We start from the raw sequence: 22,152 nt of genomic DNA, 5'->3' as shown, positions 1-22,152 counted from the left end.
GTAGGCATATCCTGATTACCGGCAGAAGGGTGCCATGGTTCCTGCCCGTCAACCAGCGGCGATCAGCCGGATGTCTGCGCTGCCGTCGCGTTCCAGTTGCGCCACCAGGCCCAGTTCCCAATCCAGATACTCGCGAAAGCCCTGGTCTCGGGCCGACAGGTCGTCGAACAGGTAGGGGCTGATGCTCTGGTCATCGTCGCCGGTCAGCACGCCGTCGGCGCCCTGGGCCAGCGGCAGGCCCTGGGCCTGCCAGGCGCGGGTGCCGCCCAGCAGATAGCGTACGGGCCGGCCGGTGCGCCAGGCCAGCTCGGCCGCCACCACGCTGGCCAGCACGCCGTCGGGGGACGTCAGCACGAGGGCGCGTTGCGGGTCGGTCGGCAGGAACTCATGCAGGCGGTCGGGCGCGGCGTAGCGGGCGCCGGGCACGTGGCCGCGTTCGTAGGCCAGGCGCGATTCCACGTCGAACACATCGACCTCGCCAGCGTCGAGCGCGGCTTGCAAGGCCTGGGCACGCAGGGCCGGTGCGTCGGGACGGTGGCGCAGCACCCGGCGCGTTTCCGCGCCGCGTTCCAGGGCGGCCAGGACCGGCGGCTGATACAGGTAGACCTCGACCGCGCCCAATTGCGCCAGCCAGGCGCCGGTGGTCTGCGCCCGCACACCGTCCCAGTCCGCCAGCACCACGCGGGCGCGGCGCGTAGCCAGGTATTCGTCGGTGGCCTGCACCAATTGGCCGCCGGGCGCCCAGCGCCAGCCCGGCAGGTGGCCGGTTTCGTATTCTTCGCGGGTCCGGACGTCGAACTTGTACAACGTGCGCGACGACTGGTCGGCCTCGAAGGCTTGCAGCGTGGCCGCGTCGATGTAGCCGATGCCGGCGCGCTGCGCCACGTCGCGGGCCTGCTCGCGGGCGGCGGCGATGCTCTCGGCCGACGGTTCCGGCAACGCCGCCTGGCGGCCATAGGCCAGCTCGCGGCCGGACAGCAGCCATTCCATGGTGCCGTTGCGCAGCGAGGCCACGCGGTTGGGAATGCCGGCGTCGATCAGCGTCTGGGCGCCGACGATGCTGCGCGTACGGCCAGCACAGTTGACCACCACGAAGGTCTTGGGGTCCGGCGCCAGTTCGCGGATGCGGTAGACCAGTTCGGCCCCCGGCAGGCTGTGCGAGAACGGCAGCGTGAAGTTGTGGAATTCCTCGGGCGTGCGGCTGTCGACCACCACGATGTCGTCGCCGCGGGCCACGCGCTCGTGCAGTTCATCGACGTCGATCCACGGCGTGTGCTTCTCGTGTTCGATGACCTCGCCGAACGCCTTGCTGGGCACGTTGGTGCCCGAGAACAGTTCGCGCCCTTCCTGTTCCCAGCCGTCGGTGCCGCCGGCCAGCACCGAGATGTCGGTCCAGCCCAGTCGCGTCAGCTTGGCGGCGGCCTGGTGCGCCAGGGTTTCGTCGTCGTCGACCAGCACGATGCGGGTGTCGCGGCGCGGCACCAGGCGGTCGGCCAGCACTTCCAGGCGCCACAGCGGCGCGGGCACGGCGTACAGCAGGTGGCGGCGGGCGTAGCGGCCGGCCTCGCGCACGTCCAGCACCGCGATCTCGGCTTCGCCGCGCAGTTCGGCTTGCAGGCCGGCTGCCGACAGGCGGGCGTGATAGATGGCGGCGGGCGGCGAAAACGTGCGGTACGAACCGCCCGCGGTGCTTTCGAACACGACGCGGCCGTGCAGCCGGTCCAGCGCCAGCCCGTAGAAGTGCAGGTGCGCGCCGGGCGCGTCGCCGACCAGTTCGATGGTGTGCACGTCGTTCGGCCCCAGCACGATGGAGTTGCCGGGGCCCACGTTCACGCGGCGCACGTGCGTGAGCACGTCGCGGCCGGGTTCGGCGCCGGCGCTGCGGGCGTAGACCTCGTTGCGCTCGTTGCCGGATACGCCGGCGATGATGGCCCAGGTGGTGTGGTCGTGCGGCGGCTGGGCCTTGCCCGCTTCGCCCAGCGACAGGTAGAGCGCATAGCCGCCGTCCACGTCTTCGGCCAGGCGGTAGATCGACGTGGGGCGGCCCGGCACCACGGCGAAGGCGTCGGCGGAAAACAGTTCGCGGCGGCGGCCCAGGGCTTCGAGCAACGTGGCCACGCGGGCCAGCTGGTCGGGCGTGGCCTGGCGCGGATCCGGCGCCACGGCCTTGACCTGGGCGATGAAGTCGCGCACGGCCTGGGCGCGTGCGCTGTCGTGGGAAGCTGGGGTGGCGGCGGTGGCCGCGTGCGAAGAGGTGCTCATGGGATGGCCCGGAATTCCTAGGTTGAAGAACCGGACCAGCCTACGTCCGCGCTACGGCGCGGACAACGTAGAAATGCGTCTATGGATATGCGAACCGCGCACGGCCTTCCCGATCAAGCCTCGCCTTTGAGCGCCTGGTCCACGACCTCCCGAGTCAGCGTCGGCACGAACATCTCGATGAAGTGAAAGGCGTAGCCGCGCAGCCAGGCGCCGCGGCGGATGGCCAGCCGGGTCAGGTTGATCTCGAACAGATGGCGGGCGTCGATGGCGCACAGGCGGGTGTCGCGCTCGGCGTCCCAGGCCACGGCGGCCACGATGCCCACGCCCAGCTCCAGTTCGACATAGGTCTTGATCACGTCGGCGTCCATCGCGGTCATGACGATGTCCGGGGTGATGCCGGCCCGCGCGAAGGCCTCGTCGATGTGCGCCCGCCCCGTGTAGCCGCGTCCGTACGTAATGATGGGATAGCGCGACAGCTGCGACAGGCTGATGCCGCCCTCGTGCGCGCTGAGCGGATGGCCCTTGGGCACGATGATGCTGTGGCTCCAGCGGTAGCACGGCAGGTTGAGCAGGCCCGGATAATCGGCCACCGCTTCGGTCGCCACGCCGATGTCGGCCTCGCCTTCCAGCAGCATTTCGGACACCTGCTTGGGCGAGCCCTGGTGCAGGTGCAGCACCACCTCGGGGTAGCGCTGGCGAAATTCCTTGATGACCGGCGGCAAGGCGTAGCGCGCCTGCGAATGGGTGGCGGCAATGGACAGCACGCCCGTGCGACTGTCGGCGTATTCCGCGCCCGCGTGGCGGATGTTGTCGGCGCATTGCAGGATCTGCTCGACCAGCGGCAGGATCAGTTCGCCGGGCGGGGTCAGGCCGATCAGGCGCTTGCCCGAGCGCACGAAAATGTCGACGCCCACCTCTTCTTCCAGTTCGCGGATCTGGCGGCTGACGCCGGGCTGCGAGGTATGCAGGCTTTCCGACACGTCGGTCAGGTTGAAATCACGGCGTACCGTTTCGCGCACGGAACGCAATTGCTGGAAGTTCATGGAGTCGCTGGGCCTGTAGAGGGCACAAGAAGCCTTGCCCGGCCCTAGCCGAGAAAGGCCAGTTGATTGCCGGAGGGATCTTTGACGTACATGACCCGCTGGCCGGCGTCAGGCAGCGAACAGACAGGGTGATAGCCCGCCTTGCGCAGGCGCAGCAGGATGTCGTCGTAGGCGCGGGTCTTGATGGCCAGGTAGTCGGGCTTGACCTCGCGGCTGACCTCGGCCACCGGCGACAGCGACAGGGTCGCGTCGCCCAGGGTGAACAGCAGCTGCCCGCCCGGGGCGGGCACTTCGTCCAGCCCGATGGCGCCGCGGTAGAACTCGCGTACCGCGTCCAGCCGCCGCGCCACAAAGGAAAGCTGTACCGAACCGATGGATGAAATAGTAGACATGCCCTGCCGCCAACCGTGGAACAAGGCAAATTCTAGTACCCGGGGGTACAACCGGACAAAGAGGTTGTAATTGCTTCTACATAATCAGAAACCCTTAAGACACGGAGTCATTTGCATATGCGTCAGGCACTGCGGCGCAGGCTCTCGCGGACCACGCCAAAGGCCCGGTCCAGGTCGCCCACCAGATCCAGCGGATGCTCCAGGCCGATGTGCAGGCGCACCACTTCGCCCGTCCCTTCCCAGACGCTGTGCTCGGCCAGGCGCTCGGGCGCGGCTTGCAGCGCCAGGCTTTCGTAGCCGCCCCACGAGGCGCCGATCGAGAAGTAGCGCAGCGCATCGATGAAGCGCGCCGCCGCGCCCGGCTGCCCTGCCGGAAACGCAAACGACACCAGGCCGCTGGCGCCGCTGAAATCTCGTTGCCACAGTGCGTGGCCGGGGTCGCCCGGCAGCGCCGGGTAGAACACCCGCGCCACGTCAGCATGGCGCGACAGGTATTCGGCCACGCTCAGCGCGTTCTGGTGGTGGCGCGCCAGGCGCACGTCCAGCGTGCGGATGCCGCGCAGCGTCAGGTAGGCATCGTCCGCACCCACCGCCAGGCCCAGCGCGTCGTAGGTGGCGCCGATGCGTTGCGCGAGTTCGGCGCTGTCGACCGTCACCACCCCCATCATCACGTCCGAATGGCCGGCCAGATACTTGGTGGCCGCCTGGATGGAGATGTGCGCGCCCAGCGCCAGCGGCTGGTAGTACAGCCCGCCGCTCCAGGTGTTGTCGGTGGCGACCAGCACGCCGTGGCGGCGCGCGGTGGCGGCCAGGGCCGGCAGGTCCAGCACCTCGTACAGCAGCGAGCTGGGCGATTCCAGGTACAGGAGGCGCGTGGCGGGGCGAATCAGCGTGTCCAGGTCGTCCTTGCCTGGCGAGAAATATTCAACTTCGATGCCATAGCGCTGCAGCAGCGCCTTGTCGACGCGCCGCACCGGTGAATAGACGCTGTCCGACACCAGCGCGTGCTCGCCCGGCGCCAGCGTGGCCAGCAGCACCAGCACGATCGCCGACAGGCCCGACGGCGCCAGGATGCTGCGATAGCCGCCTTCCAGCGACGCCACCGCGGCTTCCAGGGCCTGGTGGGTATCCAGGCCATGGCGGCCATAGGTGGCGACACGCTCGCCGGCCGCGCGCTGGCCGTTCAGCGCCGCATGCGTGGCGGTGTCGGCAAAGCGCACGGTGCTGGTGCGCACCACCGGCACGTTCACCGGGCCCGCCCCGGCGTGCAGGTCGGGGCTGCCGGTGTGCACCAGGCGGGTCTGCACATGGGCTTGGTCCAGGCCGCTCATGCGCGCTGCTCCTGGCCGGGCTTCATCTGGGTGGCGTTGTAGTTCACGATTTCGCCGGTGGCCAGGTCGATGCCGATGCGGCCCGACAGGGTCTCCAGCGGCTGGCCATACAGGTGAAAGTGCAGCGTCGGCTCATCGCCGGTCACGTGGATGCTGTGGATGTCATCCGGCAGGAACGACACCGGCTGGCCGGGCTGCACCACCACCTCACGCACCTGTTCCAGCGTGGCGCGGCCGGCCTGCGAGCCATCGTCGCTGCGGCGATAGACGCGGTTCAGTTCCTGCCCCGACAGCGCCACGATCGCCGCCCAGGTGGTGTGGTTGTGCGGCAAGGTGGTCTTGCCCGGGTTGATCGAATTCAGGTAGAGCGCCGGTTCGCCTGCGCCGTCGTCCGGGTTCAGGCGATAGCGGGTGGACGCGCCCACGCCCTGCCCCGGCGCGGGCGGCGGGAAGTCGGTCGCGGGAAACAGCGCGCGCTGCTCGGCCAACTGTTCCAGGCGTTCGGTCACGCGGGCCAGCAGGTCACGGGTCAGCGGCGCGGCGGCCAGCAGGCCGCGGATGTCGGCCAGGGCATCCTGCACCTGGCGGCGGCGTTCTTGGGAAACGGAAGTCTCGGTGGTCATGGCGGTTCTCCGGAAGGTCGGAAAAAAAGGTCACACTGCAAGACGCAGCGGATCAAAGGTCAGGTAGGCGTCGATCGGGTCGGGCTGCCCGCGCCGTGCAGGCGGCTCGGCCGACGTCCGTTGCAGGAACGCGCGGGTGCGTTCGCTGTCGGGATGGCTGAAGATGCGGGCCGGCGGGCCGTGTTCCACGATGCGGCCTGCCTCGGTGAAATAGACCGTGTCGCTGACTTCCTGCGCAAAGCGCATCTCGTGCGTCACCAGCACGCAGGTCAGGCCGTCGTTGACCAGGTCGCGGATCACGGTCAGCACCTCGCCCACCATTTCCGGGTCCAGCGCCGAGGTCACCTCGTCGAACAGGATCAGCTCGGGCCGCAGCGCCAGCGCCCGGGCGATCGCCACGCGCTGCTGCTGGCCGCCCGACAGTTCGCCGGGATAGGCGTTTTCCTTGTGGTCCATGCGCACCTTGGCGAGCAGTTCGCGCGCCAGCGCCTGTGCCTGGGCCCGTGGCTGGCCGTTGACCTTGATGGGCGAGATCACCAGGTTTTCCAGCACGCTCAGGTGCGGGAACAGGTTGTATTGCTGGAATACGAACCCGACCCGCTTGCGCAGCGCGATCAGTTCGCTTTCGGATTTCAGGGCGTCCACCCGCACCCCGCCCACCTCGATTTCGCCGCGTTGCGGGCGCAGCAGACCGGTGATGCAGCGCAGGATGGTGGACTTGCCCGAGCCTGACGGGCCGATGATGGAAACGGCGTTGCCCGCCCGCACCTCGACGTCGATGCCCTTCAGGACCTCGGTCTGGCCAAAGGCCAGGTGGACGTCCCGCAAGCGGACCAGCGGGGTGTCGGCGGCGGCGCGCGCGCCGGTGTCAGTGGTGCGCATAGCGTCGCTCCAGATAGCGCGTCCAGCGCGAGATGGGATAGCAATAGGCGAAAAACAGCGCCAATAGCGTGAAATAGACCAGCACGGTGAAATCGCTGCGCGCCACGGTATTGCTGGCCACGGTGGCCGTGTCGACCAGGTCGTGCACCCCCACCAGCGAGGCCAGCGAGGTGCTCATGGTGATGCTGGCGTACAGGTTCATCCACGACGGCAGCATGCGCCGCACGCACTGCGGCAGCACGATCATGCGCAGCACCTGGGTGCGGCGAAACGCCAGCGACTGCGCCGCTTCCCATTGGGCCTCGGGAATCGACTGGATCGCCCCGCGAAAGATCTCGGCCACGTTGGCGCTGGCCGGCAGGCCCAGGCCGATCACCACCTTGATCCAATCGGGAAACGGCAGGTTCCAGCGCCCCAGGTTCAGCTCGAACGGGAACACGTAGGTGGTGAAATACACCAGCACCAGGATCGGTGCGTTGCGAAACGCCAGCACGTAGACGCGCGTCAGGCGCCGCAGCAGTGCCGACGGCGACAGCGACAGCGCGCCGATCACCAGGCCCAGCGCGGTCCCCAGCGCCATCGCCAGCACGCTGATCTGCACGTTCATGCCCAGGCCGCGCAGCAGCGCCGGCGACCATTGCCACAAAAATCGCACCGCGGCGGGCGTGGTGCCCGTCAGCGCCCACCCGGCGCCCAGCGCAACCAGCGCCAAGAGCAGCACGAACCACGGATCGCGCAGCAGCGCGCCCGGCCCGAAACCACCCGCGCGGCGGGACGCCTGCGCATTCAATGCCAGATCATTGGCCATAGCCGGGCATCCTCAAGCGGGTTTCCAGCCAGCGTCCGCCCACGCTCACCAGCCAGGTCAGCAGGCCGAAGTACAGCAGGATCAGAAGCAGCAGTTCCAGCACGTTGTCGCGGTGCGACCAGATCATGATCGATTCATACGTCACGTCGCCCACCGCGATGGCCGATGCAATCGCGGTCATCTTCACCAGGTCCACCAGGTTGTTGACCAGCGCCGGCAAGGCAAAGCGCAGCGCCAGCGGCAACTGCACCTGCGCCAGGATCTGGCGCCGCGAGAACGCCAGCGACCGCGCGGCCTCCAGCGTCACGGACGGCACCGCTTCGATCCCCGCGCGCAGCGCCTCGGCGTGGAAGACGCCCTTGTGCAGCGCCACCACGATCACCACCCACATGAACGGCGTGACCGGGCTGCCGCCGCCCAGCTTCTGCGTGATCAGCATGTTCAGCACCAGGAAGGCGCAGTACAGCTGCACCAGCGTGGGCGTGTTGCGGGTCAGTTCCACAAACGCCTGCAAGGGCCGCGACAGCCAGGCCCGGCCACTGGTCAGCCCGGCGGCGATCAGCACGCCGAACGCGAGGCTGACGGGAATGGTCCAGAGGCACAGCTGCACCGTCACCAGCAGGCCATGGCCGAACGCAGCCAGTTCGCCGGGGTCCAGCACGAAGCTGTAGTTCAGGCCCAGGGGCTTGAAGAAATGCACCCAGGCCTGCAGCACCTGTTCGATCATGCAGCGGCCTCCAGCGTCCCGGCCGGCCGCAGCGCCGCGACCGCGCGGCCGATGCGCACCACCGCTTCCTGCAACTTGGCGTCCGAGGCGGCGAACGACAGGCGCAGATAAGGCGACAAGCCATAGGCCGCGCCGCGCACCACCGCCACGCCTTCGGCGTCGAGCAGCCAATCGACCACGTCGCCGTCATCGGCGATGACGCGGCCGTCCGGCCGTGCCAGGCCGATCAGCCCGGCCACGCCGATCCAGGCAAAGAACGAGCCCTGCGGCACGGCCACGCGCAGCCCCGGCACGGCGCCCAGGCCGTCCACCACCACGCGGGCCCGGCGCGCATACGCCTGCCGCGCCGTCTCGACAAAATCGTCCGCCACGCCCTGCAAGGCGGCCAGCGCCGCCGCCTGGCCCAGCGAACTGGGTCCGGACGACACCTGCGACTGCACGGCTTCCAGCACGCCGATCAACGCCGCCGGCCCCACGCCCCAGCCGATGCGCCAGCCGGTCATGGCGTAGGCCTTGGACACGCCGTTGACCGCCAGCGTGCGGCCGGTCAGGTCGGGCGCCACGCGCAGCAGATGCATCGGCGGCTCGCCAAACCAGATCTCCTCGTACATCTCGTCCCACAGCACCAGCACCGACGGATGCTCGCGCAGCACAGCGGCCAACGCCGCCAGCTCGTCGTGGCTATAGACGGCGCCCGAGGGATTGCCGGGCGAATTCAGGATCAGCCACTTGGTGCGCGGCGTCAGCGCCTGGCGCAGGCCACCCGGCGTGAGCTTGAAGCCGTTGGCCTCGGCCGTGGGCGCCAGCACCGGCGTGCCGCCATTGACCCGCACCGAATCCAGGAAGGTCGGCCAGTACGGCGTCGGCACGACCACTTCGTCGCCGTCGTCCAGCGTGGCGGCCAGGGCCAGGTAGATCACCTGCTTGCCGCCGTTGGAGATGATGACGTTGCCGGCCTGCACGTCCAGGCCATGACGCTGGCGATAGTCGTCGGCCACCGCGCGGCGCAGCGCCGCCGTGCCGGCGGTGGGCGTGTATTTGGTCTGGCCCTGGGCCAGCGCCGCCGCGGCGGCGTCCTTGATGGCCTGGGGCGTATCAAAGTCCGGTTCGCCCGACGTCAGCACGACAATCGAGCGGCCCTCGGCCGCCAGCCGCGCGGCGCGCGCACCGGCTGCGGCGATGGGCGACAGTTCCACACCGCGGGCGCGGCGCGACAGCACGCCGGGAAACAGGGATTCAGTCATGGCAGCACCTTTCGAAACGACATCGGGATCATGGCTTGGCCTGCGCCTCGGGCGGCGCGCTGTCGAACTTGCCGGCCTGGGCGTCGGCCTGGGCCTGTTTCAGGTAGTCGGCGGGCACGCCGAATTTCTCGGCCTCTCGCACCAGCAAGCCGGACGTGTGCCAGTCGCGGATCACGCCATCGACGAAGGCGCGCGTATCGGCTTCGTTGCGGCGCGTCCAGATGACCGTCGGCGACGGAATCAGCTGGTCGGACGTGGCCAGCTCGAAGCCGTCCCATTCCTTGCCATTGGGGCCATGCAGCGTCTCGTACAGCGCCGGCTGGATGTGTACCGACGCATCGCAGCTGCCCCCCTTGAGCGCCAGGAGCGATTCCGGAATGTTGCGCAGGCCCTTCACCACGGCGCCGTAGGTATCCTGCAGCGGCTTGGCGAAATTGCTGCCTTGCGACACGCACGCCACCTTGCCCTTCAGGTCTTCCCAGCGCTTGATGCCGCTGCGCTTGGACACCATCGCCGCGCCGCCCACCAGGTTGTAGGGCGTGGGCGCGTAGCTCAGGATCTCGCTGCGTTCCTGGGTCCACTGGATGTTGGCAATCAGCAGGTCCACCTTGCCCGCCTGCAGGAACTGCACCCGCGTCGCCGCGGTCACGGGCACCGTTTCCAGTGCCACGCCCAGCCGCCGGGCGATATCGCGGCCCAGTTCGGTCTGAAAGCCCCCCACCTTGCCGGTGGCCGGGTCCAGCAGGCCGAACGGCGGGCTGGCGCCGTCCACGCCCACCACCAGCCTGCCGCGCTGCTTGACGCGGTCCAGCGTCGCGTCGGCGTGCGCCGCCGTTGTCGCCAGGGCCGCCAGCGCCAAGGCGGCGGCCCACTTCATTGCTTGCTTGGTCATCGTCTTATCCAACACGTGCTTGGCGTTCGCCGGGCTCAGCTGCCCTGCTTGTACTTGTCATGCAGCTCTTGCAGCAGCGGCTGCGCCGGCTGGATGTCCAGGCGTTTCTCGGTGGCGATCAGCCAACCCGTGCGGTGCCAGCCCTGGATCACCTTGTCGACCGCGGCAATCGTGTCGGCCTCGCCCTTGCGGGTCCAGACCACCGAGTTCGCCGGCAGCACTTCCGTGGCGATGGGCGCGTGGTAGGCGGACCATTCAGGGTTGTTGCGCAACAGCGGATGGATCAGCGTCGAATCGTGCACCGCCGCCACGCACTGGCCGCCGCGCAGCGCCAGCAGCGAGTCCGACGAGCTCTTGTAGCCCTTGACCACCGCGCCGTAATCGGCTTGCAAGGGGCGCGCAAAGCTGCTGCCTTGCGACACGCAGACGGGCTTGCCGCGCAGGTCTTCCCACTTGGCGATGCCGCTGTCGCGGCGGGTGGCGGCCGCGCCGCCGACCCGGAAGAACGGCGTGGGCGCATAGCCCAGGATCTCGGCGCGTTCGGGATTCAGTTCCATCGACGCGATCAGCAGGTCGACCTTGCCCGAGATCAGGAATTGCGTGCGGGTGGCGGTCTGCACCTGCACCAGCTCGGCCTTCACGCCCAGGCCCTTGGCCAGCTCGCGCGCCAGGTCGGGATTCCAGCCCACCAGTTCCTGGGTCTTCGGATCGATCGAACCGAACACACCGCCATTGGCCAGTACGCCGATGGTGACGGTGCCGCGTTCCTTGATCTTGTCCAGGGTGGCGTCCGCGTGGGCGGCGGCAGCGCCGGCCGCCAGGGCCAGGGCAACGGCCGTACGCAGGAACAGGCCGGGGGTATTGCGAGTCTTCATGTTGTTGTGCCGTATGCATTGAACGAAGTTCTATGCTGCGGGGCCGCGGCGCTCAACACAAAGAAGACTTTCAGATATGGATATGAAACCGCTGGCGCGCCCCGGGTCGCGCTCCCGGACGGCGCGCCCGTCCCTGGCTCAGTCGAGCTTGACGTCGGCCGTCGCGATGATGCGGCGGTAGGTCGCGATGTCGTCGCGCACGGTCTGGTCGACGGCCTCGGGCGTGCTCGCCGCAATCGCAAACCCCAGGTTTTCCAGCAAGGCGGCCGTCTCCGGCTCGCGCAGCACCGCGACGACGTCACGATGAATGCGATCCACCAGCGGCTTGGGCGTGGAGGCCGGCACCACAAAGCCCTGCCAGCTTTCCACCGCGTAATCCGCCAGCCCCGATTCCTGGATGGTCGGCACGTCGGGCAGCGCCTTGGACCGGTAAGGCGTGGTCACCGCCAGCGCCACCAGCTTGCCCGAGCGCACATTCTCGGTGGCCGCGGCCAGCGTGATCAGCATCGCGTCCACGTGCCCGCCCAGCACGTCCAGCGTGGCCGGGCCGCCGCCGGGATAGGGAATCTGGTTGGTCCTGGCGCCGATGCGCTCGTTCAGCAGTTCCACCGCCAGGTGTTGCAGGCTGCCGTTGCCGCCGGGCAGCGCCAGCGAAATCTCGCCGGGCCGCTGGCGCACCAGCGCCACGAACTCCTGGAAGGTCTTCACGCCCAGCCCCGGGCGCACCACCAGCAGTTGCGGGTTGACGACGGCCTTGGTCACGCCCTGCAGATCACGCACGGGGTCATAGTTCTGCTTGCCCGGTTGCAGTGCGTTGAGCGACAAGGCATCGCCGCCCAGCAGCAGCGTATAGCCGTCGCCGCGCGCGTGCGCCACGGCGGCGTTGCCGATCGCGCTGCTGGCGCCCGGCTGGTTCTCGACCACCACGCTTTGGCCCCACTTCTCGCTGAGCTTCTGCGCCACCGTGCGCGCCAGCTTGTCGGCGCTGCCGCCCGCGGCGATCGGCACGATCAGCTTGACCGGCCGGGCGGGATAGCGCGTGGCGTCGTCGCCGAGCGCCGGCGCCGCCCCCGTCATGTTGCTCAATAACCCCGCGCCCACCACCACGCCTGCCGCCAGGCCAAGCGCGGCCTTGAGGACGGATCTGCGTTGACTGCCCATCGAAAAACTCCAGGTTCTCTACGTGAAAACCAGGATAGGGGCGTGCCACGCGGCCACCAAATACCGATACGCAATGTCGAAATGCCGCCCGGGCGCCTTGCGGCCGGGGCGGTCCGGGGCGCTGGCCTACGCCAGGAACGCCAGCATGCGCCGCGCCAGTTCCCGCGGCTGCTCTTCGGGCAGATAGTGGCCGCAGTCCGCCAGCACCCCGCCCTGCAGGTCGCGCGCCAGGGGCTGCAGGGCCTGGTACAGGTCGGGCGCGCTGCCCTGGTCGCCGCCCAGCGCCAGCACCGGCAGCGTCAGCGGCGTGTCGCGCAAGGCCCGGTTCTGGATCGCATCCTGATGCGCCGCCCGGTAATAGCCCAACATGCCGCGCAGGCCGCCCAGCGTCTGATACACGCGTTCGTACTCGTCGATGTCCTCGCGGCTGAACACGCCCGGCTTGTTCGCCGTCTTGCGGCTGAAGAACCATTCGATCAACACCCGCTCGCGCCCGGCCAGCAGCGCTTCGGGCAGGTCGGGCACCGTGTTGAAGAGGAAATGCCAGCTTTTCCAGTTGTCCGGCCCCAGTTCGATGGCCGGCTTGAGCGTCACGCCGGGAATGTTGGCGTCCAGCAGCACCAGGCGTTCGACCTCGTGCGCGTGGCGGGCCGCGTACGGGTAGGCGATCCAGGCGCCTATATCGTGACCGGCCAGCGCATAGCGCGTCAGGCCCAGCGTATGGAACAAGGCCCGCAAGCGCTCGCCCGCCGTGTGGGTGTCGTAGCCGTCCAGCGGCTTGTCCGAATCGCCCTGGCCCGGCAGGTCCACCGCGTACAGGCGAAAGTGCGGCGCCAGCAGCGGCATCACTCGCCGCCAGGCGTACCAGCTCTGCGGAAAGCCCGCCAGCAGTATCAGCGCCGGCCCGGCCCCGCCCTCCACCACGTGGTAGCCCAGGCCGTCCACGCGTACCCGGCGATGCCGAAACGGTACGCCGGCCAGCGCAAACCCGTCGGCGCCATTGAAGGTGTCCATCTCGCTCTCCCTCAATGCAGCGCGCCGCCGCCGGCCTTGATGTCGCGCTGGACCGCCAGGGTCGTCGCCGCCATGATCTTGACCGCTTCGATCAGCGTGTCCAGCGCCAGGCTGGGCTGGCCGGGATGGCGGGCCGCCATTTCCGGCAAATAGGGCACGTGCACGAAACCGCCGCGCAGCGCCGGTTGCTCGGTGGCAATGTAGTGCGCCAGGCCGTAGAAAATCGTATTGCAGTTGTAGGTGCCCGCCGTCGACGACACCGAGGCCGGCACGCCTGCCGCCCGCAGGTCGCGCACGATGGCCTTGATGGGCAGCGTCGAGAAATACGCCGCCGGCCCGCCCTCGACCACGGGTTCATCGATCGGCTGGCGTCCTTCATTGTCGGGAATGCGCGCGTCCACCACGTTGATCGCCACGCGCTCGACCGACACGTCGCTGCGGCCGCCGGCCTGGCCCAGGCAGATCACCACGTCCGGCCGGGTCTCGGCAATGGCCTGGCGCAGCACGCCCACCACCTTGCCGATCACGCACGGCAACTGCCGCGCCACCAGCATGGCCCCGGCCACCTGCGTGCCATCCAGCCGCCGCACGGCCTCCCACGAGGGGTTCAGTGTTTCGCCATCAAAGGGTTCGATTCCGGTAATCAATACAGTAGCCATGGCCGCATCCTTGCATCGGGGTTCTGGCGGTCATCGTAGGCCCGGGGAACTGAATTGTTGAAATCGATAATTGATATTCGTACTATTGACTACATGAATCTATCTGCCGTCGACCTGAACCTGCTGGTCGCCTTCGAAGCCCTCTACGACACGCGCAACGTCACCCTGGCCGGCCAGCGCATCCATCGCGCGCAGCCCTCGGTCAGCAGCGCGCTGGGACGCCTGCGCCTGCTGTTCCAGGACGAACTGTTCCTGCGCACCGCCGACGGCATGCAGCCCACGCCCAAGGCCACGGCACTGATGCCGGCCGTCGCGGCCGCGCTGGACCACATCCGCCAGGCCCTGGCGCAAGGCTCCGGCTTCGATCCGCGCAAGGCGTCCGGACGGCGCTTCACCCTGGCCGCCAGCGACTATGCCGACGTCGTCATCGTGCCCCACATCGTCGCCGCCCTGCGGCGCGAGGCGCCTGGCATCGACCTGCGCGTGGCCCGGCTGGACCGGACAGCGCTCTACGAACAGCTGGACAACGGCACGGTGGACCTGGCCATCGGCGGCCATCTGGCGCCGCCCAAGCGCATGCTGCCCGAAACGCTTTACACGGAAGATTTCGTCTGCCTCGCCGACAAGCGCCACCCAGCCCTGCGCGGCCGCAAGCTGGACCTGGCGCGCTACCTGGCCCTGCCCCACGCCCTGTTCACCCCCAGCGACGACGGCTCGGCCCGTGGCGTGATCGACGCCGGCCTGGCGCGGCTGGGCCAGCGCCGCCGGGTGGCCTGCACCTTCGCCCACATCGTTGCCCTGCCCCACGCCGTCCAAGGCACGGACCTGATCGCCACGCTGGCGCGTCGCGCCGCACAGCGCCTGGCGGGCGACGGCCTGAGCCTGCGGCCATTGCCGCCCGAGGTGGACCCCGGCCCATTCGACATCGACATGGTGTGCAGCCGCCGCGCCCCCGGAGATGCGGCGCTGGGGTGGTTGCAGGGGGTGGTCCGGCAGGCGGCGCAGCGGGTGAAAACGGCGCCCCGCCTGGCGACGTAGCGGTCAATCAGGCACGGCCGGCACCAACAGATCGGCCGGCAACGCCCCCACGTCCACCACGCCCAGCAGCCCCAGGTTGCGACGCACCTCGGCCACGAGCAGGCTGATCGCATGCGCCACCCCCGCCTGACCCGCCACCGCCGCCGCGTAATTGAATGGCCGGCCCACGAACACGCAGCGCGCACCCAGCGCCAACGCCTTGATCACATCCGAGCCGCGCCGCACGCCGCTGTCGAGCATGACGTCCATGCCGCCCGCGGCGTCCAGCACCTGCGGCAAGGCTTGCAGCGGCGTCATGCTGCCGTCCAGTTGCCGGCCGCCGTGGTTGGACACGATCACGCCGTCCATGCCCAGCGCACGGGCACGCCGCGCATCGTCGGGATGCAGCACGCCCTTGATCACCATGCGTCCCGGCCAGCGCCGCCGCACCGCTGCCGCATGCTCCCAGTTCAGGTGCCCGCGGTCGGAAAAATCGCGCAGCACGCGGGCCGACAGGATGGGCGCGCCACGGGTGGCGTAGTTGTTCTCGAAATGCGGCATGCCATGGCGCCACAGCGTGCGCAAGAAGGTGCCGAACAACCAGCGGGGATGCGTCGCGCCCTGCCAGGCCAGCCCCAGGCTCGGCCGCAGCGGCGTCGAGAATCCGGCGCGCACGTTGTTCTCGCGGTTTGCGGCCACCGGCGTGTCCACCGTCAGCACCAGCGTGCCGACGCCAGCCGCCGCCACCCGGTCGATCAAGGCATCGATCTGTGCCGGGTCCCCGGGCAGATAGGCCTGGAACCAGGTGCCGGGCGCTTCGCTCATCACCGTCTCCAGGCGGATCAGCGACGAGCCGCTCATGATGCAGGGCACTTGCGCCGCCTGCGCCGCCCGTGCCAGCACCAGGTCGCCGCGGTAGCTCGTCAACGCCGAAATGCCCATGGGCGCGATGCCCACCGGGGCGGCATAGCGCGTGCCCAGCACCGTGGCCTGCGTGCGGCATGCCGAGACGTCCACCAGCACCCTGGGGCGAAACGCATAGCGCTCGAAGGCGCGACGGTTGGCGCGCTCGGACACGCCGTCCTCCACCGCGCCCGATACGTAGGCGAACAGGGGCTTGGGCAGCACGCGACGGGCCGCCGCCTCGAAATCGTGCAGGCTGAGCAGATGACGCAAGCGTCTGGACATGGACGGACTCCTGGCGCGGGCGGCCATCGCGGGCCGCACGGGTGTCGTGGGCAATGGCGCACGACTATAGGCGCGACCGCACTTTGAATAAAGCGACTTTATCGATATTTTTTATTACTCTTTTGTTCACTCTCGATCTTGCCGGCTACGCCGCCGTCCCCCATGACACTCAAACAGCTCGAAGCGTTCTACTGGGCCGCCACCTGCAAGAATTTCGCCATTGCGGCCAACCGGCTCAATATCTCGGTGTCGTCGCTGTCCAAGCGCATCGGCGAACTCGAGGCGTCGATCGGCGCGGACCTCTTCAGCCGCACCGCCCGCAGCGCGACGCTGACGGCCTTGGGTGAACAGTTGGTGCCGCACGCCAAGGACCTGCTGCGCAACGCCGACCAGTTCATGCAGCAGGCCAGCGACAACCTGGCCTATTCCGGCCGCTGCCGCTTCGGGGCGGGCGAGCTGACCTCGCTGACCTGGATGCCGCGCTTGATCGACGTGATCCAGCAGGCCCACCCCAACCTGCTGGTCGAACCCTTCGTCGGGGTCGGCGAACTGGTCGAACGCGGCCTGGAAGACGGCGAACTCGATTTCGCGGTCATTGCCGGCCCGTCTTCGCGCGCCTCGATCGCGTCCAGCCTGATCGGCAGCGCCGAATTCGAATGGGTCGCCACGCCGCGCGCCGTGGCGGACCCGGCTGCGCTGCGCCCCGCGGACCTGCCGGGCCAGACGCTGATCACCCTGCCGCAAAGCTCCGGCGCCATCCGCATGCTGGACGACTGGCTGACCGAACAGCATGTCTCGCCGGGGCGCACTCTGTGCTGCAACAGCTGGGGCGCCATCGCCGGCCTGCTTTGCCAGGGCCTGGGGCTGGGCTTTCTGCCCAAGGCGTGGGCGCACATCCTGATCGCGCGCGGTGACCTGCTGCCGCTACCGGGGTTTGCGCCGCTGCGCCCGCTGCCCTACACCTTCCAATGGCGCCGCGACGACACCCGGCCGCTGTTGAAGACGCTGCGCACGCTGGCGCAGGCCACCCTGGATTTCCATGCGCCCACCGGCCTGGTCTGACGCCACAGGCCGGATTGATCCCGTCCCCGCGCGGACAGGTCCAAGACGGCGGCGTGCGCCATCAAGCTTTCCAAAAAGCGTTTCATAGATCTGCAAATTATTCGCTTTATCTCGCAATAGCCGCTCGGTAGAGTCGCCCCTGACACTCATCCCTGACGGAGACATTGCGACATGCCGGACTTTGGCTTCACCCTGCACGACTGCCCGCCCGGGCCCGACCGCGACACGCTGCTCGCCTACCGCGACCTGGCGGTCGCCAACATCAGCGATGCCATGAGCCGCACGGTCGGCACGAGCGCCCTGCGCCCCCTGCATCGCAGCCGCCGCATCCTGGGCCGGGCCTTCACCGTGCAGACCCGGCCGGGCGACAACCTGATGGTGCACAAGGCCATCGACATGGCCGAGCCCGGCGACGTGATCGTGGTGGATGCCGGCGGCGACACCCATAACGCCATCATTGGCGAAATCATGGCGGGCTGGGCCGCCAGGCGCGGCCTGGCCGGCTTTGTCATCGATGGCGCGGTCCGCGACAGCGACACGCTGGCCGCTGGCGACCTGGCGATATACGCCCGCGGCATCGCGCACCGCGGCCCGTACAAGGACGGCCCCGGCGCCATCAACGTGCCGATCACCGTGGACGGCATGGTCGTGCTGCCCGGCGACCTGCTGGTGGGCGACGCCGACGGCTTGCTGGCCATCCGGCCCGACCAGGCGCCGGCCATCGCCGAGCGGGTGCGGGCGATTGCCGCGAACGAGGCGGCCATCCTGCGGGACATCGCAGCCGGCACGCTCGACCGCCGCTGGGTCGATGCCACGCTCAAGGCGCGGGGCGTGCTGTGAGCGCGCCGCATCCTGCCGGCAGCCCGCCGCGCGTCACCCCGGCCCGCCTGTGCCGCCTGGACCTGTGGCTGGACCCGGTGTTCGACCAGATCATCGGCGCCGCCCCGGACATCGCGCTGTCGGTGCTGCCCGCGCGGGGCGATGACGCCCGCACACTGGCGGGCCTGCGCACCGCCCACGCCTATCACGTGTCGGCCGCCAAGGACGAATTGCCGCGCCAGTGGTTCGTCGGCGAAGCGCTGATCGCCCAATGCCCCGACCTGGTGGTCGTCTCGTCCGGCGGCGCCGGCTACGACACCGTCGACGTCGCAGCCTGCACGCGGGCCGGCATCGCCGTGGTCAACCAGGCCGGCGCCAACGCCGCGTCCGTGGCCGAACATACGTACGCGCTGCTGCTGGCCGTGCAGCGCCGGGTCGTCGAATCGGATCAACGGCTGCGTCACGACACGGGCTTCTCCCGCGAGGACCTGATGGGCCACGAAATCCGCGGCAGCGTCATCGGCCTGGTGGGGCTGGGCCAGATCGGCACCCGCGTGGCGCAGATCGCCCAGGGCTTCGGCCTGCGCGTGCTGGCCCACGACCCGCTGCTGGACGACGACACCATCCGCCAGCGCGGCGCGCAGCCCGTCAGCCTGGCCGACCTCCTGGCGCAATCCGACGTCGTGTCCTTGCATTGCCCGCTGGACGCGACCACCCGCGGCCTGATCGATGCCCGGGCCTTTGCCGCCATGAAGCCGGGCGCCGTGTTCATTTCCACCGCGCGCGGCGGCATCCACGACGAAAACGCGTTGTGCGCTGCCTTGCAGGGCGGCCATCTGCGCGGTGCCGGACTGGACGTCTGGCAGCACGAACCGCCGCCGCACGACGCGCCGCTGCTGGCCCTGCCCAACGTCGTGGCCACCTTCCATACCGCCGGGGTCACGCACGAAGCCCGCCGCAACGTGGCGCGCTCGTCGGCGCAGCAACTGCTGGCGATGCTGCGCGGCGAACGGCCACCGCAATTGATCAACCCTGAAGCGTGGCCCAAGGCCGCCGCCCGCATTGCCGCATTGACCTAGAAAAAAGATCGCGGCGCCCCGCCGACGATCCCTACCGCGAGGAGACAACCATGCAACATCGCACTACGCGCCCGGCCCGACGCCGGCTGGCCGCCATCGCCCTGGCTTGCGCCGGCCTGTACGCCGCCGCCGTCCCGGCCGCCGGCTACCCGGAACGCCCCATCAACCTGATCGTGTCCTATGGGCCCGGCGGCGGCACCGACCTGGTGGCGCGCATGCTGGCGCCCTATCTGCAGAAGTACCTGGGCAACGACGCCCGCATCGTGGTGCTGAACCGCCCCGGCGCCGGCGGCGCCATCGGCTTCACCGAATTGGCACGGGCCCAGCCCGACGGCTACACCATCGGCTTCATCAACACCCCCAACCTGCTGACCATCCCCATCGAACGCAAGTCCGGCTTCACCTGGCAGAGCTTTGACCTGCTGGGCAACCTGATCGACGATCCGGGCGCCTTCAGCGTGCGCACCGACAACCCGATGAAGACGCTGGCCGACCTGTCGGCCTACGCGCGGCAAAACCCGGGCAAGGTCACGGTCGGCACCACCGGCACCGGCTCGGACGACCATCTGGCCATGCTGAAATTCGAACGGGCCTCTTCCACGCAGCTCAGCCACATCCCCTACAAGGGCGCCGGCGAAGTGCGCGGCGCGCTGGCAAGCGGGGAAATCACCATCGGCGCCATCAATGTGGGCGAGGCGCTGCAGTACCAGAATGGCGGCACGCCCTTGCGCTTTCTCGGGCAGATGGGCAAGACCCGCTCTGCCGCCCTGCCCGACATTCCCACGTTCAAGGAACAGGGCTACGACTTCGAATTGGCGTCGTTGCGCGGCCTGGCCGCGCCCAAGGGCTTGCCTGCCGAGGTGCGCGACAAGCTCACGCAGGCGGTCAAGCGCAGTGTGGACGACCCCGAGTTCCAGGCCAAGGCGAAAGACATGTTCGCGCCCTTGCGCTATCTGGCGCCGCCCGACTACGCCCGCGAACTGGCGGCGGGCGAGGCGGAGTTCAAGCAGCTGTGGCAAGAGGCGCCCTGGCTGGACAAGTAGGCGGATGCGGGCCGGCCGGGGCCGGCCATGCCCGACGGGGCCGGGTCAGCTCAGGTCTGGCCCTGACGCAAAGGCGCGGCAGACGATCTGCCGCGCCGGTCATGCCGCGAGCCCGGCCTCAATTGGGTTTTTCTTCGAAGCCCGCATAGCCGTCGATATACGCCCGGCCCGAGCAGCGCACCATCGCCACGCAGTTCGGCGCGCCGGTCTTGCTGCTGCAAACGTCGCGGGCGGCATCGCGCGCCGCCTTGGGATCGGGGTTCAGTGCCGTGAAACCGGTGCCGCGGCCCTTGCTGCCCTTGGCCCAGGCCAGGCCCACGCAGCTGTCCTTGTAGGTCAGCACCTTGGTGCAGCCTTCGCACTCTTCCCATTCCAGCAGCTTGTTGATGGCATCCTTTTCGTTGGGATAGCCATCGGCATAGGACAGGCCGCCGGTGTTCGTTTCGGCGATGGCGCCCCAGTATTCGCGGTCGTTCAGCTTGGCCGACAGCGCCTCCAGCTGGGCGGGCGTGGCGGTCTTGGGCGCTTGCAGGTCCTCGGCGCTGTAGCCCGGGCCCACGCACAGCGGCAGCGTGGCCAGGCGGCATTTGCCGTCCGGGCTGCCGGCCGTGCAGCGGCGCATTGCCTTCTTGGCCGCCATTTCGGGCGACACGCTGTTGCCGGGGAACAAGTCGTTCGACGTGAGGTTGCGCGCATACACCATGCAGCTGTCAGAGAACCAGCTCAGGGATTTGCAGTCCTTGCCACCCGCGCGCCGGCATGCGGCCACCCCGGCCGCCTCGGCCTCTTTGCCCGTGTCTTCAGGCAGCGCCCAGTAGATCCTGGCGTGCTTGCCATCCGTGGCGATGCCGCCATACAGCGTGTCCGCGTGCGCGGCCGGGGCAAATACCCCCGCGATCAACGCCAACGCGGCAATGGCCGAGCGAATAATCGGAACAAATCGGGCAAGCATCATCGTCGGTATCCGGATCGAGTGAATTTGGCGGCCACGATCTTAGCAAGCCGGCTACGCCTGCCGCCCCCCTCGCAAATCGCCCCCAGGCATATTGAGTAACAAATTTCACAGGTGGCTGAAAGAAGCTGGCCCCGATTTCCGGTAAAAATGGCGGACTTTTCTCAAGCAGGCGGTCAGCCTGCGGCAACCCGTGCGCCCGTCAGGGTCTCCCGCCGCGCCCCCAGCCTGTCACGAAGAGAAACAAACACGTCGAGCGCCCCCTGGCTGCCCCCAGCGGCCGCGCCCATCCGATCGCAACGGAGCATCGCCCGCATCATGACGCCGTCTCTGCACGCCATTTCCCGCCGGCCGTTTCGGCTTGCCGCAGGCCTGATCGCCACCGCCAGCCTGGCGGCCTGCGCCCCGATGCCCACGGGGGGCAGTTCGGCCCTGCCGTCGCTGGGCAAGGTCTTCACCGAAGGCCTGTCGTTCTCCCCCAGCGTCAACGTCGCCCGCAACATGGAAGGCCGCTCGATCAACGACGCCATCGCCGCGCTCGGCGAACCGTCCAAGAAGCGCGCCATCGGCAACACGATGGAATTGGAATGGTCCGACTACCAGACAGCGCCTTACCAGGAATGGGTGACGACGGGCACGAGCCAGCAGGTGGTGGGCATGATCCCCGCCACCAACACGTCCGCCGCGACGCCGGTGTTCCAGCAGAACAGCACGGGCTACATGCAGAACCGCACCCGCGTCTATGAATGCAAGGTGCTGATGCGCATGAAAGACAGCGTCATCATCGGATCCACCGTCGATGGCAACGTCTGCCCGGAATTCATCGCGGCGCTGCGTAAATGGGCCGGTGAAAACGAAGCGCGCAATTATGTCGTCAAATAATCGCGCGGGCATGCCCGGCAATAACCGCGGAACCGGCGTAACTCATGCGCTTGCATCCGCGGCATTCAGTTTCTGGAAAGCAATCTTTTTGTCGACATTATTTCCGCGCCAAAGATAATCGCGGCAGTGGCGAATAATTATTCGCGCTGCCCATTAATTTTCCGCCGCGCCTGCCGTTAGTCATTCTGAATATCCCC

Annotated in this window: 22 protein-coding genes; 6 read left to right on the top strand and 16 right to left on the bottom strand. The window is 68.7% G+C overall.

Translation table 11 applies throughout. The annotated features are described in order from the left end of the window. Nucleotides 1–48: 48 nt before the first annotated feature. From AC6LJ2_RS16285 to pcp, 14 genes are all read right to left on the bottom strand, one after another. Nucleotides 49–2,262 carry a rhodanese-like domain-containing protein gene (locus tag AC6LJ2_RS16285; RefSeq protein ID WP_498151743.1) on the bottom strand — a complete coding sequence of 738 codons (2,214 nt, stop codon included), beginning with the start codon at nucleotides 2,260–2,262 and terminating at the stop codon, nucleotides 49–51. A gap of 113 nt (nucleotides 2,263–2,375) precedes the next feature. Beyond that, nucleotides 2,376–3,305: a CysB family HTH-type transcriptional regulator gene (locus AC6LJ2_RS16280; RefSeq protein WP_263912700.1), complete on the bottom strand. Its 930-nt coding sequence runs from the start codon at nucleotides 3,303–3,305 to the stop codon at nucleotides 2,376–2,378. Nucleotides 3,306–3,349: 44 nt separating this feature from the next. Beyond that, a complete protein-coding gene (locus AC6LJ2_RS16275; protein WP_263912699.1) occupies nucleotides 3,350–3,697 on the bottom strand; it encodes a VOC family protein in 348 nt (115 codons plus the stop codon). A 122-nt stretch (nucleotides 3,698–3,819) separates the two neighbouring features. After that, the gene (gene metC, locus AC6LJ2_RS16270; RefSeq protein ID WP_263912698.1) at nucleotides 3,820–5,028 is read right to left on the bottom strand and encodes a cystathionine beta-lyase; all 1,209 of its coding nucleotides are present in this window, start codon (nucleotides 5,026–5,028) and stop codon (nucleotides 3,820–3,822) included. Beyond that, nucleotides 5,025–5,651 (bottom strand): cysteine dioxygenase family protein, encoded by a 627-nt coding sequence (locus tag AC6LJ2_RS16265; protein ID WP_175193535.1) that lies wholly within the window; start codon nucleotides 5,649–5,651, stop codon nucleotides 5,025–5,027. Before AC6LJ2_RS16265 ends, metC begins: the two co-directional genes overlap by 4 nt. A 30-nt stretch (nucleotides 5,652–5,681) precedes the next feature. Continuing rightward, nucleotides 5,682–6,533, bottom strand: coding sequence for an amino acid ABC transporter ATP-binding protein (locus tag AC6LJ2_RS16260; protein WP_263912697.1), 852 nt, complete (start codon nucleotides 6,531–6,533; stop codon nucleotides 5,682–5,684). Next, nucleotides 6,520–7,341 carry an ABC transporter permease subunit gene (locus AC6LJ2_RS16255; RefSeq protein ID WP_263912696.1) on the bottom strand — a complete coding sequence of 274 codons (822 nt, stop codon included), beginning with the start codon at nucleotides 7,339–7,341 and terminating at the stop codon, nucleotides 6,520–6,522. Before AC6LJ2_RS16255 ends, AC6LJ2_RS16260 begins: the two co-directional genes overlap by 14 nt. Further along, nucleotides 7,331–8,068 (bottom strand): amino acid ABC transporter permease, encoded by a 738-nt coding sequence (locus AC6LJ2_RS16250; protein WP_263912695.1) that lies wholly within the window; start codon nucleotides 8,066–8,068, stop codon nucleotides 7,331–7,333. Before AC6LJ2_RS16250 ends, AC6LJ2_RS16255 begins: the two co-directional genes overlap by 11 nt. Further along, the gene (locus AC6LJ2_RS16245) at nucleotides 8,065–9,312 is read right to left on the bottom strand and encodes an aminotransferase class I/II-fold pyridoxal phosphate-dependent enzyme (RefSeq protein ID WP_498151742.1); all 1,248 of its coding nucleotides are present in this window, start codon (nucleotides 9,310–9,312) and stop codon (nucleotides 8,065–8,067) included. The genes AC6LJ2_RS16250 and AC6LJ2_RS16245 overlap by 4 nt, the downstream gene beginning before the upstream one ends. A 28-nt stretch (nucleotides 9,313–9,340) precedes the next feature. Next, nucleotides 9,341–10,204, bottom strand: a complete 864-nt coding sequence (locus tag AC6LJ2_RS16240) for a transporter substrate-binding domain-containing protein (protein WP_498151741.1) — start codon at nucleotides 10,202–10,204, stop codon at nucleotides 9,341–9,343. A 35-nt stretch (nucleotides 10,205–10,239) separates the two neighbouring features. Next, a complete protein-coding gene (locus tag AC6LJ2_RS16235) occupies nucleotides 10,240–11,079 on the bottom strand; it encodes a transporter substrate-binding domain-containing protein (RefSeq protein WP_263912692.1) in 840 nt (279 codons plus the stop codon). 138 nt (nucleotides 11,080–11,217) lie between these two features. Continuing rightward, nucleotides 11,218–12,240, bottom strand: coding sequence for a Bug family tripartite tricarboxylate transporter substrate binding protein (locus tag AC6LJ2_RS16230; protein WP_263912691.1), 1,023 nt, complete (start codon nucleotides 12,238–12,240; stop codon nucleotides 11,218–11,220). 126 nt (nucleotides 12,241–12,366) lie between these two features. Then, nucleotides 12,367–13,254, bottom strand: a complete 888-nt coding sequence (locus tag AC6LJ2_RS16225; RefSeq protein WP_498151740.1) for an alpha/beta fold hydrolase — start codon at nucleotides 13,252–13,254, stop codon at nucleotides 12,367–12,369. 11 nt (nucleotides 13,255–13,265) lie between these two features. Further along, nucleotides 13,266–13,913 (bottom strand): pyroglutamyl-peptidase I, encoded by a 648-nt coding sequence (pcp, locus tag AC6LJ2_RS16220; protein ID WP_263912689.1) that lies wholly within the window; start codon nucleotides 13,911–13,913, stop codon nucleotides 13,266–13,268. A 93-nt stretch (nucleotides 13,914–14,006) separates the two neighbouring features. Here pcp and AC6LJ2_RS16215 point away from each other — a divergent pair, with 93 nt between their 5' ends. After that, nucleotides 14,007–14,951: a LysR family transcriptional regulator gene (locus AC6LJ2_RS16215; protein ID WP_498151739.1), complete on the top strand. Its 945-nt coding sequence runs from the start codon at nucleotides 14,007–14,009 to the stop codon at nucleotides 14,949–14,951. A 3-nt stretch (nucleotides 14,952–14,954) separates the two neighbouring features. Here the strand turns inward: AC6LJ2_RS16215 and AC6LJ2_RS16210 are convergent, their stop codons facing one another. Continuing rightward, nucleotides 14,955–16,118 (bottom strand): alpha-hydroxy acid oxidase, encoded by a 1,164-nt coding sequence (locus AC6LJ2_RS16210; protein ID WP_263912687.1) that lies wholly within the window; start codon nucleotides 16,116–16,118, stop codon nucleotides 14,955–14,957. 162 nt (nucleotides 16,119–16,280) lie between these two features. Between AC6LJ2_RS16210 and AC6LJ2_RS16205 the strand changes: the two genes are divergently transcribed. The 4 genes from AC6LJ2_RS16205 to AC6LJ2_RS16190 all read left to right on the top strand — a co-directional run bounded on the left by AC6LJ2_RS16205 (nucleotide 16,281) and on the right by AC6LJ2_RS16190 (nucleotide 20,121). Then, a complete protein-coding gene (locus AC6LJ2_RS16205; RefSeq protein WP_263912686.1) occupies nucleotides 16,281–17,180 on the top strand; it encodes a LysR family transcriptional regulator in 900 nt (299 codons plus the stop codon). 171 nt (nucleotides 17,181–17,351) lie between these two features. Next, nucleotides 17,352–18,020 (top strand): RraA family protein, encoded by a 669-nt coding sequence (locus AC6LJ2_RS16200; protein ID WP_498151738.1) that lies wholly within the window; start codon nucleotides 17,352–17,354, stop codon nucleotides 18,018–18,020. Beyond that, nucleotides 18,017–19,078, top strand: coding sequence for a hydroxyacid dehydrogenase (locus AC6LJ2_RS16195; protein ID WP_263912684.1), 1,062 nt, complete (start codon nucleotides 18,017–18,019; stop codon nucleotides 19,076–19,078). The genes AC6LJ2_RS16200 and AC6LJ2_RS16195 overlap by 4 nt, the downstream gene beginning before the upstream one ends. A gap of 50 nt (nucleotides 19,079–19,128) precedes the next feature. After that, nucleotides 19,129–20,121, top strand: a complete 993-nt coding sequence (locus AC6LJ2_RS16190) for a Bug family tripartite tricarboxylate transporter substrate binding protein (protein WP_498151737.1) — start codon at nucleotides 19,129–19,131, stop codon at nucleotides 20,119–20,121. A 118-nt stretch (nucleotides 20,122–20,239) separates the two neighbouring features. On the opposite strand, the gene AC6LJ2_RS16185 is transcribed toward AC6LJ2_RS16190, so the two are convergent. Continuing rightward, on the bottom strand, nucleotides 20,240–21,076 hold the full coding sequence (locus AC6LJ2_RS16185) for a DUF4189 domain-containing protein (RefSeq protein ID WP_263912682.1): 837 nt from the start codon (nucleotides 21,074–21,076) through the stop codon (nucleotides 20,240–20,242). Nucleotides 21,077–21,391: 315 nt separating this feature from the next. Between AC6LJ2_RS16185 and AC6LJ2_RS16180 the strand changes: the two genes are divergently transcribed. Continuing rightward, nucleotides 21,392–21,955, top strand: a complete 564-nt coding sequence (locus AC6LJ2_RS16180; RefSeq protein WP_263912681.1) for a hypothetical protein — start codon at nucleotides 21,392–21,394, stop codon at nucleotides 21,953–21,955. The last annotated feature ends 197 nt before the right edge of the window (nucleotides 21,956–22,152 follow it).

It is taken from the genome of Achromobacter sp. 1014246743, from assembly GCF_059760725.1.
This window is presented reverse-complemented; position numbering and strand designations above follow the sequence as displayed.

Excerpts from the sequence above, each read along its gene's own strand:
- AC6LJ2_RS16215 (WP_498151739.1), top strand. The coding sequence starts at position 14,007 with ATGAATCTATCTGCCGTCGACCTGAACCTGCTGGTCGCCTTCGAAGCC.
- AC6LJ2_RS16235 (WP_263912692.1), bottom strand. The coding sequence starts at position 11,079 with ATGAAGACTCGCAATACCCCCGGCCTGTTCCTGCGTACGGCCGTTGCC.
- AC6LJ2_RS16255 (WP_263912696.1), bottom strand. The coding sequence starts at position 7,341 with ATGGCCAATGATCTGGCATTGAATGCGCAGGCGTCCCGCCGCGCGGGT.
- AC6LJ2_RS16240 (WP_498151741.1), bottom strand. The coding sequence starts at position 10,204 with ATGACCAAGCAAGCAATGAAGTGGGCCGCCGCCTTGGCGCTGGCGGCC.
- metC (WP_263912698.1), bottom strand. The coding sequence starts at position 5,028 with ATGAGCGGCCTGGACCAAGCCCATGTGCAGACCCGCCTGGTGCACACC.
- AC6LJ2_RS16230 (WP_263912691.1), bottom strand. The coding sequence starts at position 12,240 with ATGGGCAGTCAACGCAGATCCGTCCTCAAGGCCGCGCTTGGCCTGGCG.
- AC6LJ2_RS16225 (WP_498151740.1), bottom strand. The coding sequence starts at position 13,254 with ATGGACACCTTCAATGGCGCCGACGGGTTTGCGCTGGCCGGCGTACCG.
- AC6LJ2_RS16200 (WP_498151738.1), top strand. The coding sequence starts at position 17,352 with ATGCCGGACTTTGGCTTCACCCTGCACGACTGCCCGCCCGGGCCCGAC.
- AC6LJ2_RS16210 (WP_263912687.1), bottom strand. The coding sequence starts at position 16,118 with ATGTCCAGACGCTTGCGTCATCTGCTCAGCCTGCACGATTTCGAGGCG.
- AC6LJ2_RS16185 (WP_263912682.1), bottom strand. The coding sequence starts at position 21,076 with ATGATGCTTGCCCGATTTGTTCCGATTATTCGCTCGGCCATTGCCGCG.
- AC6LJ2_RS16190 (WP_498151737.1), top strand. The coding sequence starts at position 19,129 with ATGCAACATCGCACTACGCGCCCGGCCCGACGCCGGCTGGCCGCCATC.
- AC6LJ2_RS16180 (WP_263912681.1), top strand. The coding sequence starts at position 21,392 with ATGACGCCGTCTCTGCACGCCATTTCCCGCCGGCCGTTTCGGCTTGCC.
- pcp (WP_263912689.1), bottom strand. The coding sequence starts at position 13,913 with ATGGCTACTGTATTGATTACCGGAATCGAACCCTTTGATGGCGAAACA.
- AC6LJ2_RS16285 (WP_498151743.1), bottom strand. The coding sequence starts at position 2,262 with ATGAGCACCTCTTCGCACGCGGCCACCGCCGCCACCCCAGCTTCCCAC.
- AC6LJ2_RS16280 (WP_263912700.1), bottom strand. The coding sequence starts at position 3,305 with ATGAACTTCCAGCAATTGCGTTCCGTGCGCGAAACGGTACGCCGTGAT.
- AC6LJ2_RS16205 (WP_263912686.1), top strand. The coding sequence starts at position 16,281 with ATGACACTCAAACAGCTCGAAGCGTTCTACTGGGCCGCCACCTGCAAG.
- AC6LJ2_RS16260 (WP_263912697.1), bottom strand. The coding sequence starts at position 6,533 with ATGCGCACCACTGACACCGGCGCGCGCGCCGCCGCCGACACCCCGCTG.
- AC6LJ2_RS16245 (WP_498151742.1), bottom strand. The coding sequence starts at position 9,312 with ATGACTGAATCCCTGTTTCCCGGCGTGCTGTCGCGCCGCGCCCGCGGT.
- AC6LJ2_RS16265 (WP_175193535.1), bottom strand. The coding sequence starts at position 5,651 with ATGACCACCGAGACTTCCGTTTCCCAAGAACGCCGCCGCCAGGTGCAG.
- AC6LJ2_RS16250 (WP_263912695.1), bottom strand. The coding sequence starts at position 8,068 with ATGATCGAACAGGTGCTGCAGGCCTGGGTGCATTTCTTCAAGCCCCTG.
- AC6LJ2_RS16275 (WP_263912699.1), bottom strand. The coding sequence starts at position 3,697 with ATGTCTACTATTTCATCCATCGGTTCGGTACAGCTTTCCTTTGTGGCG.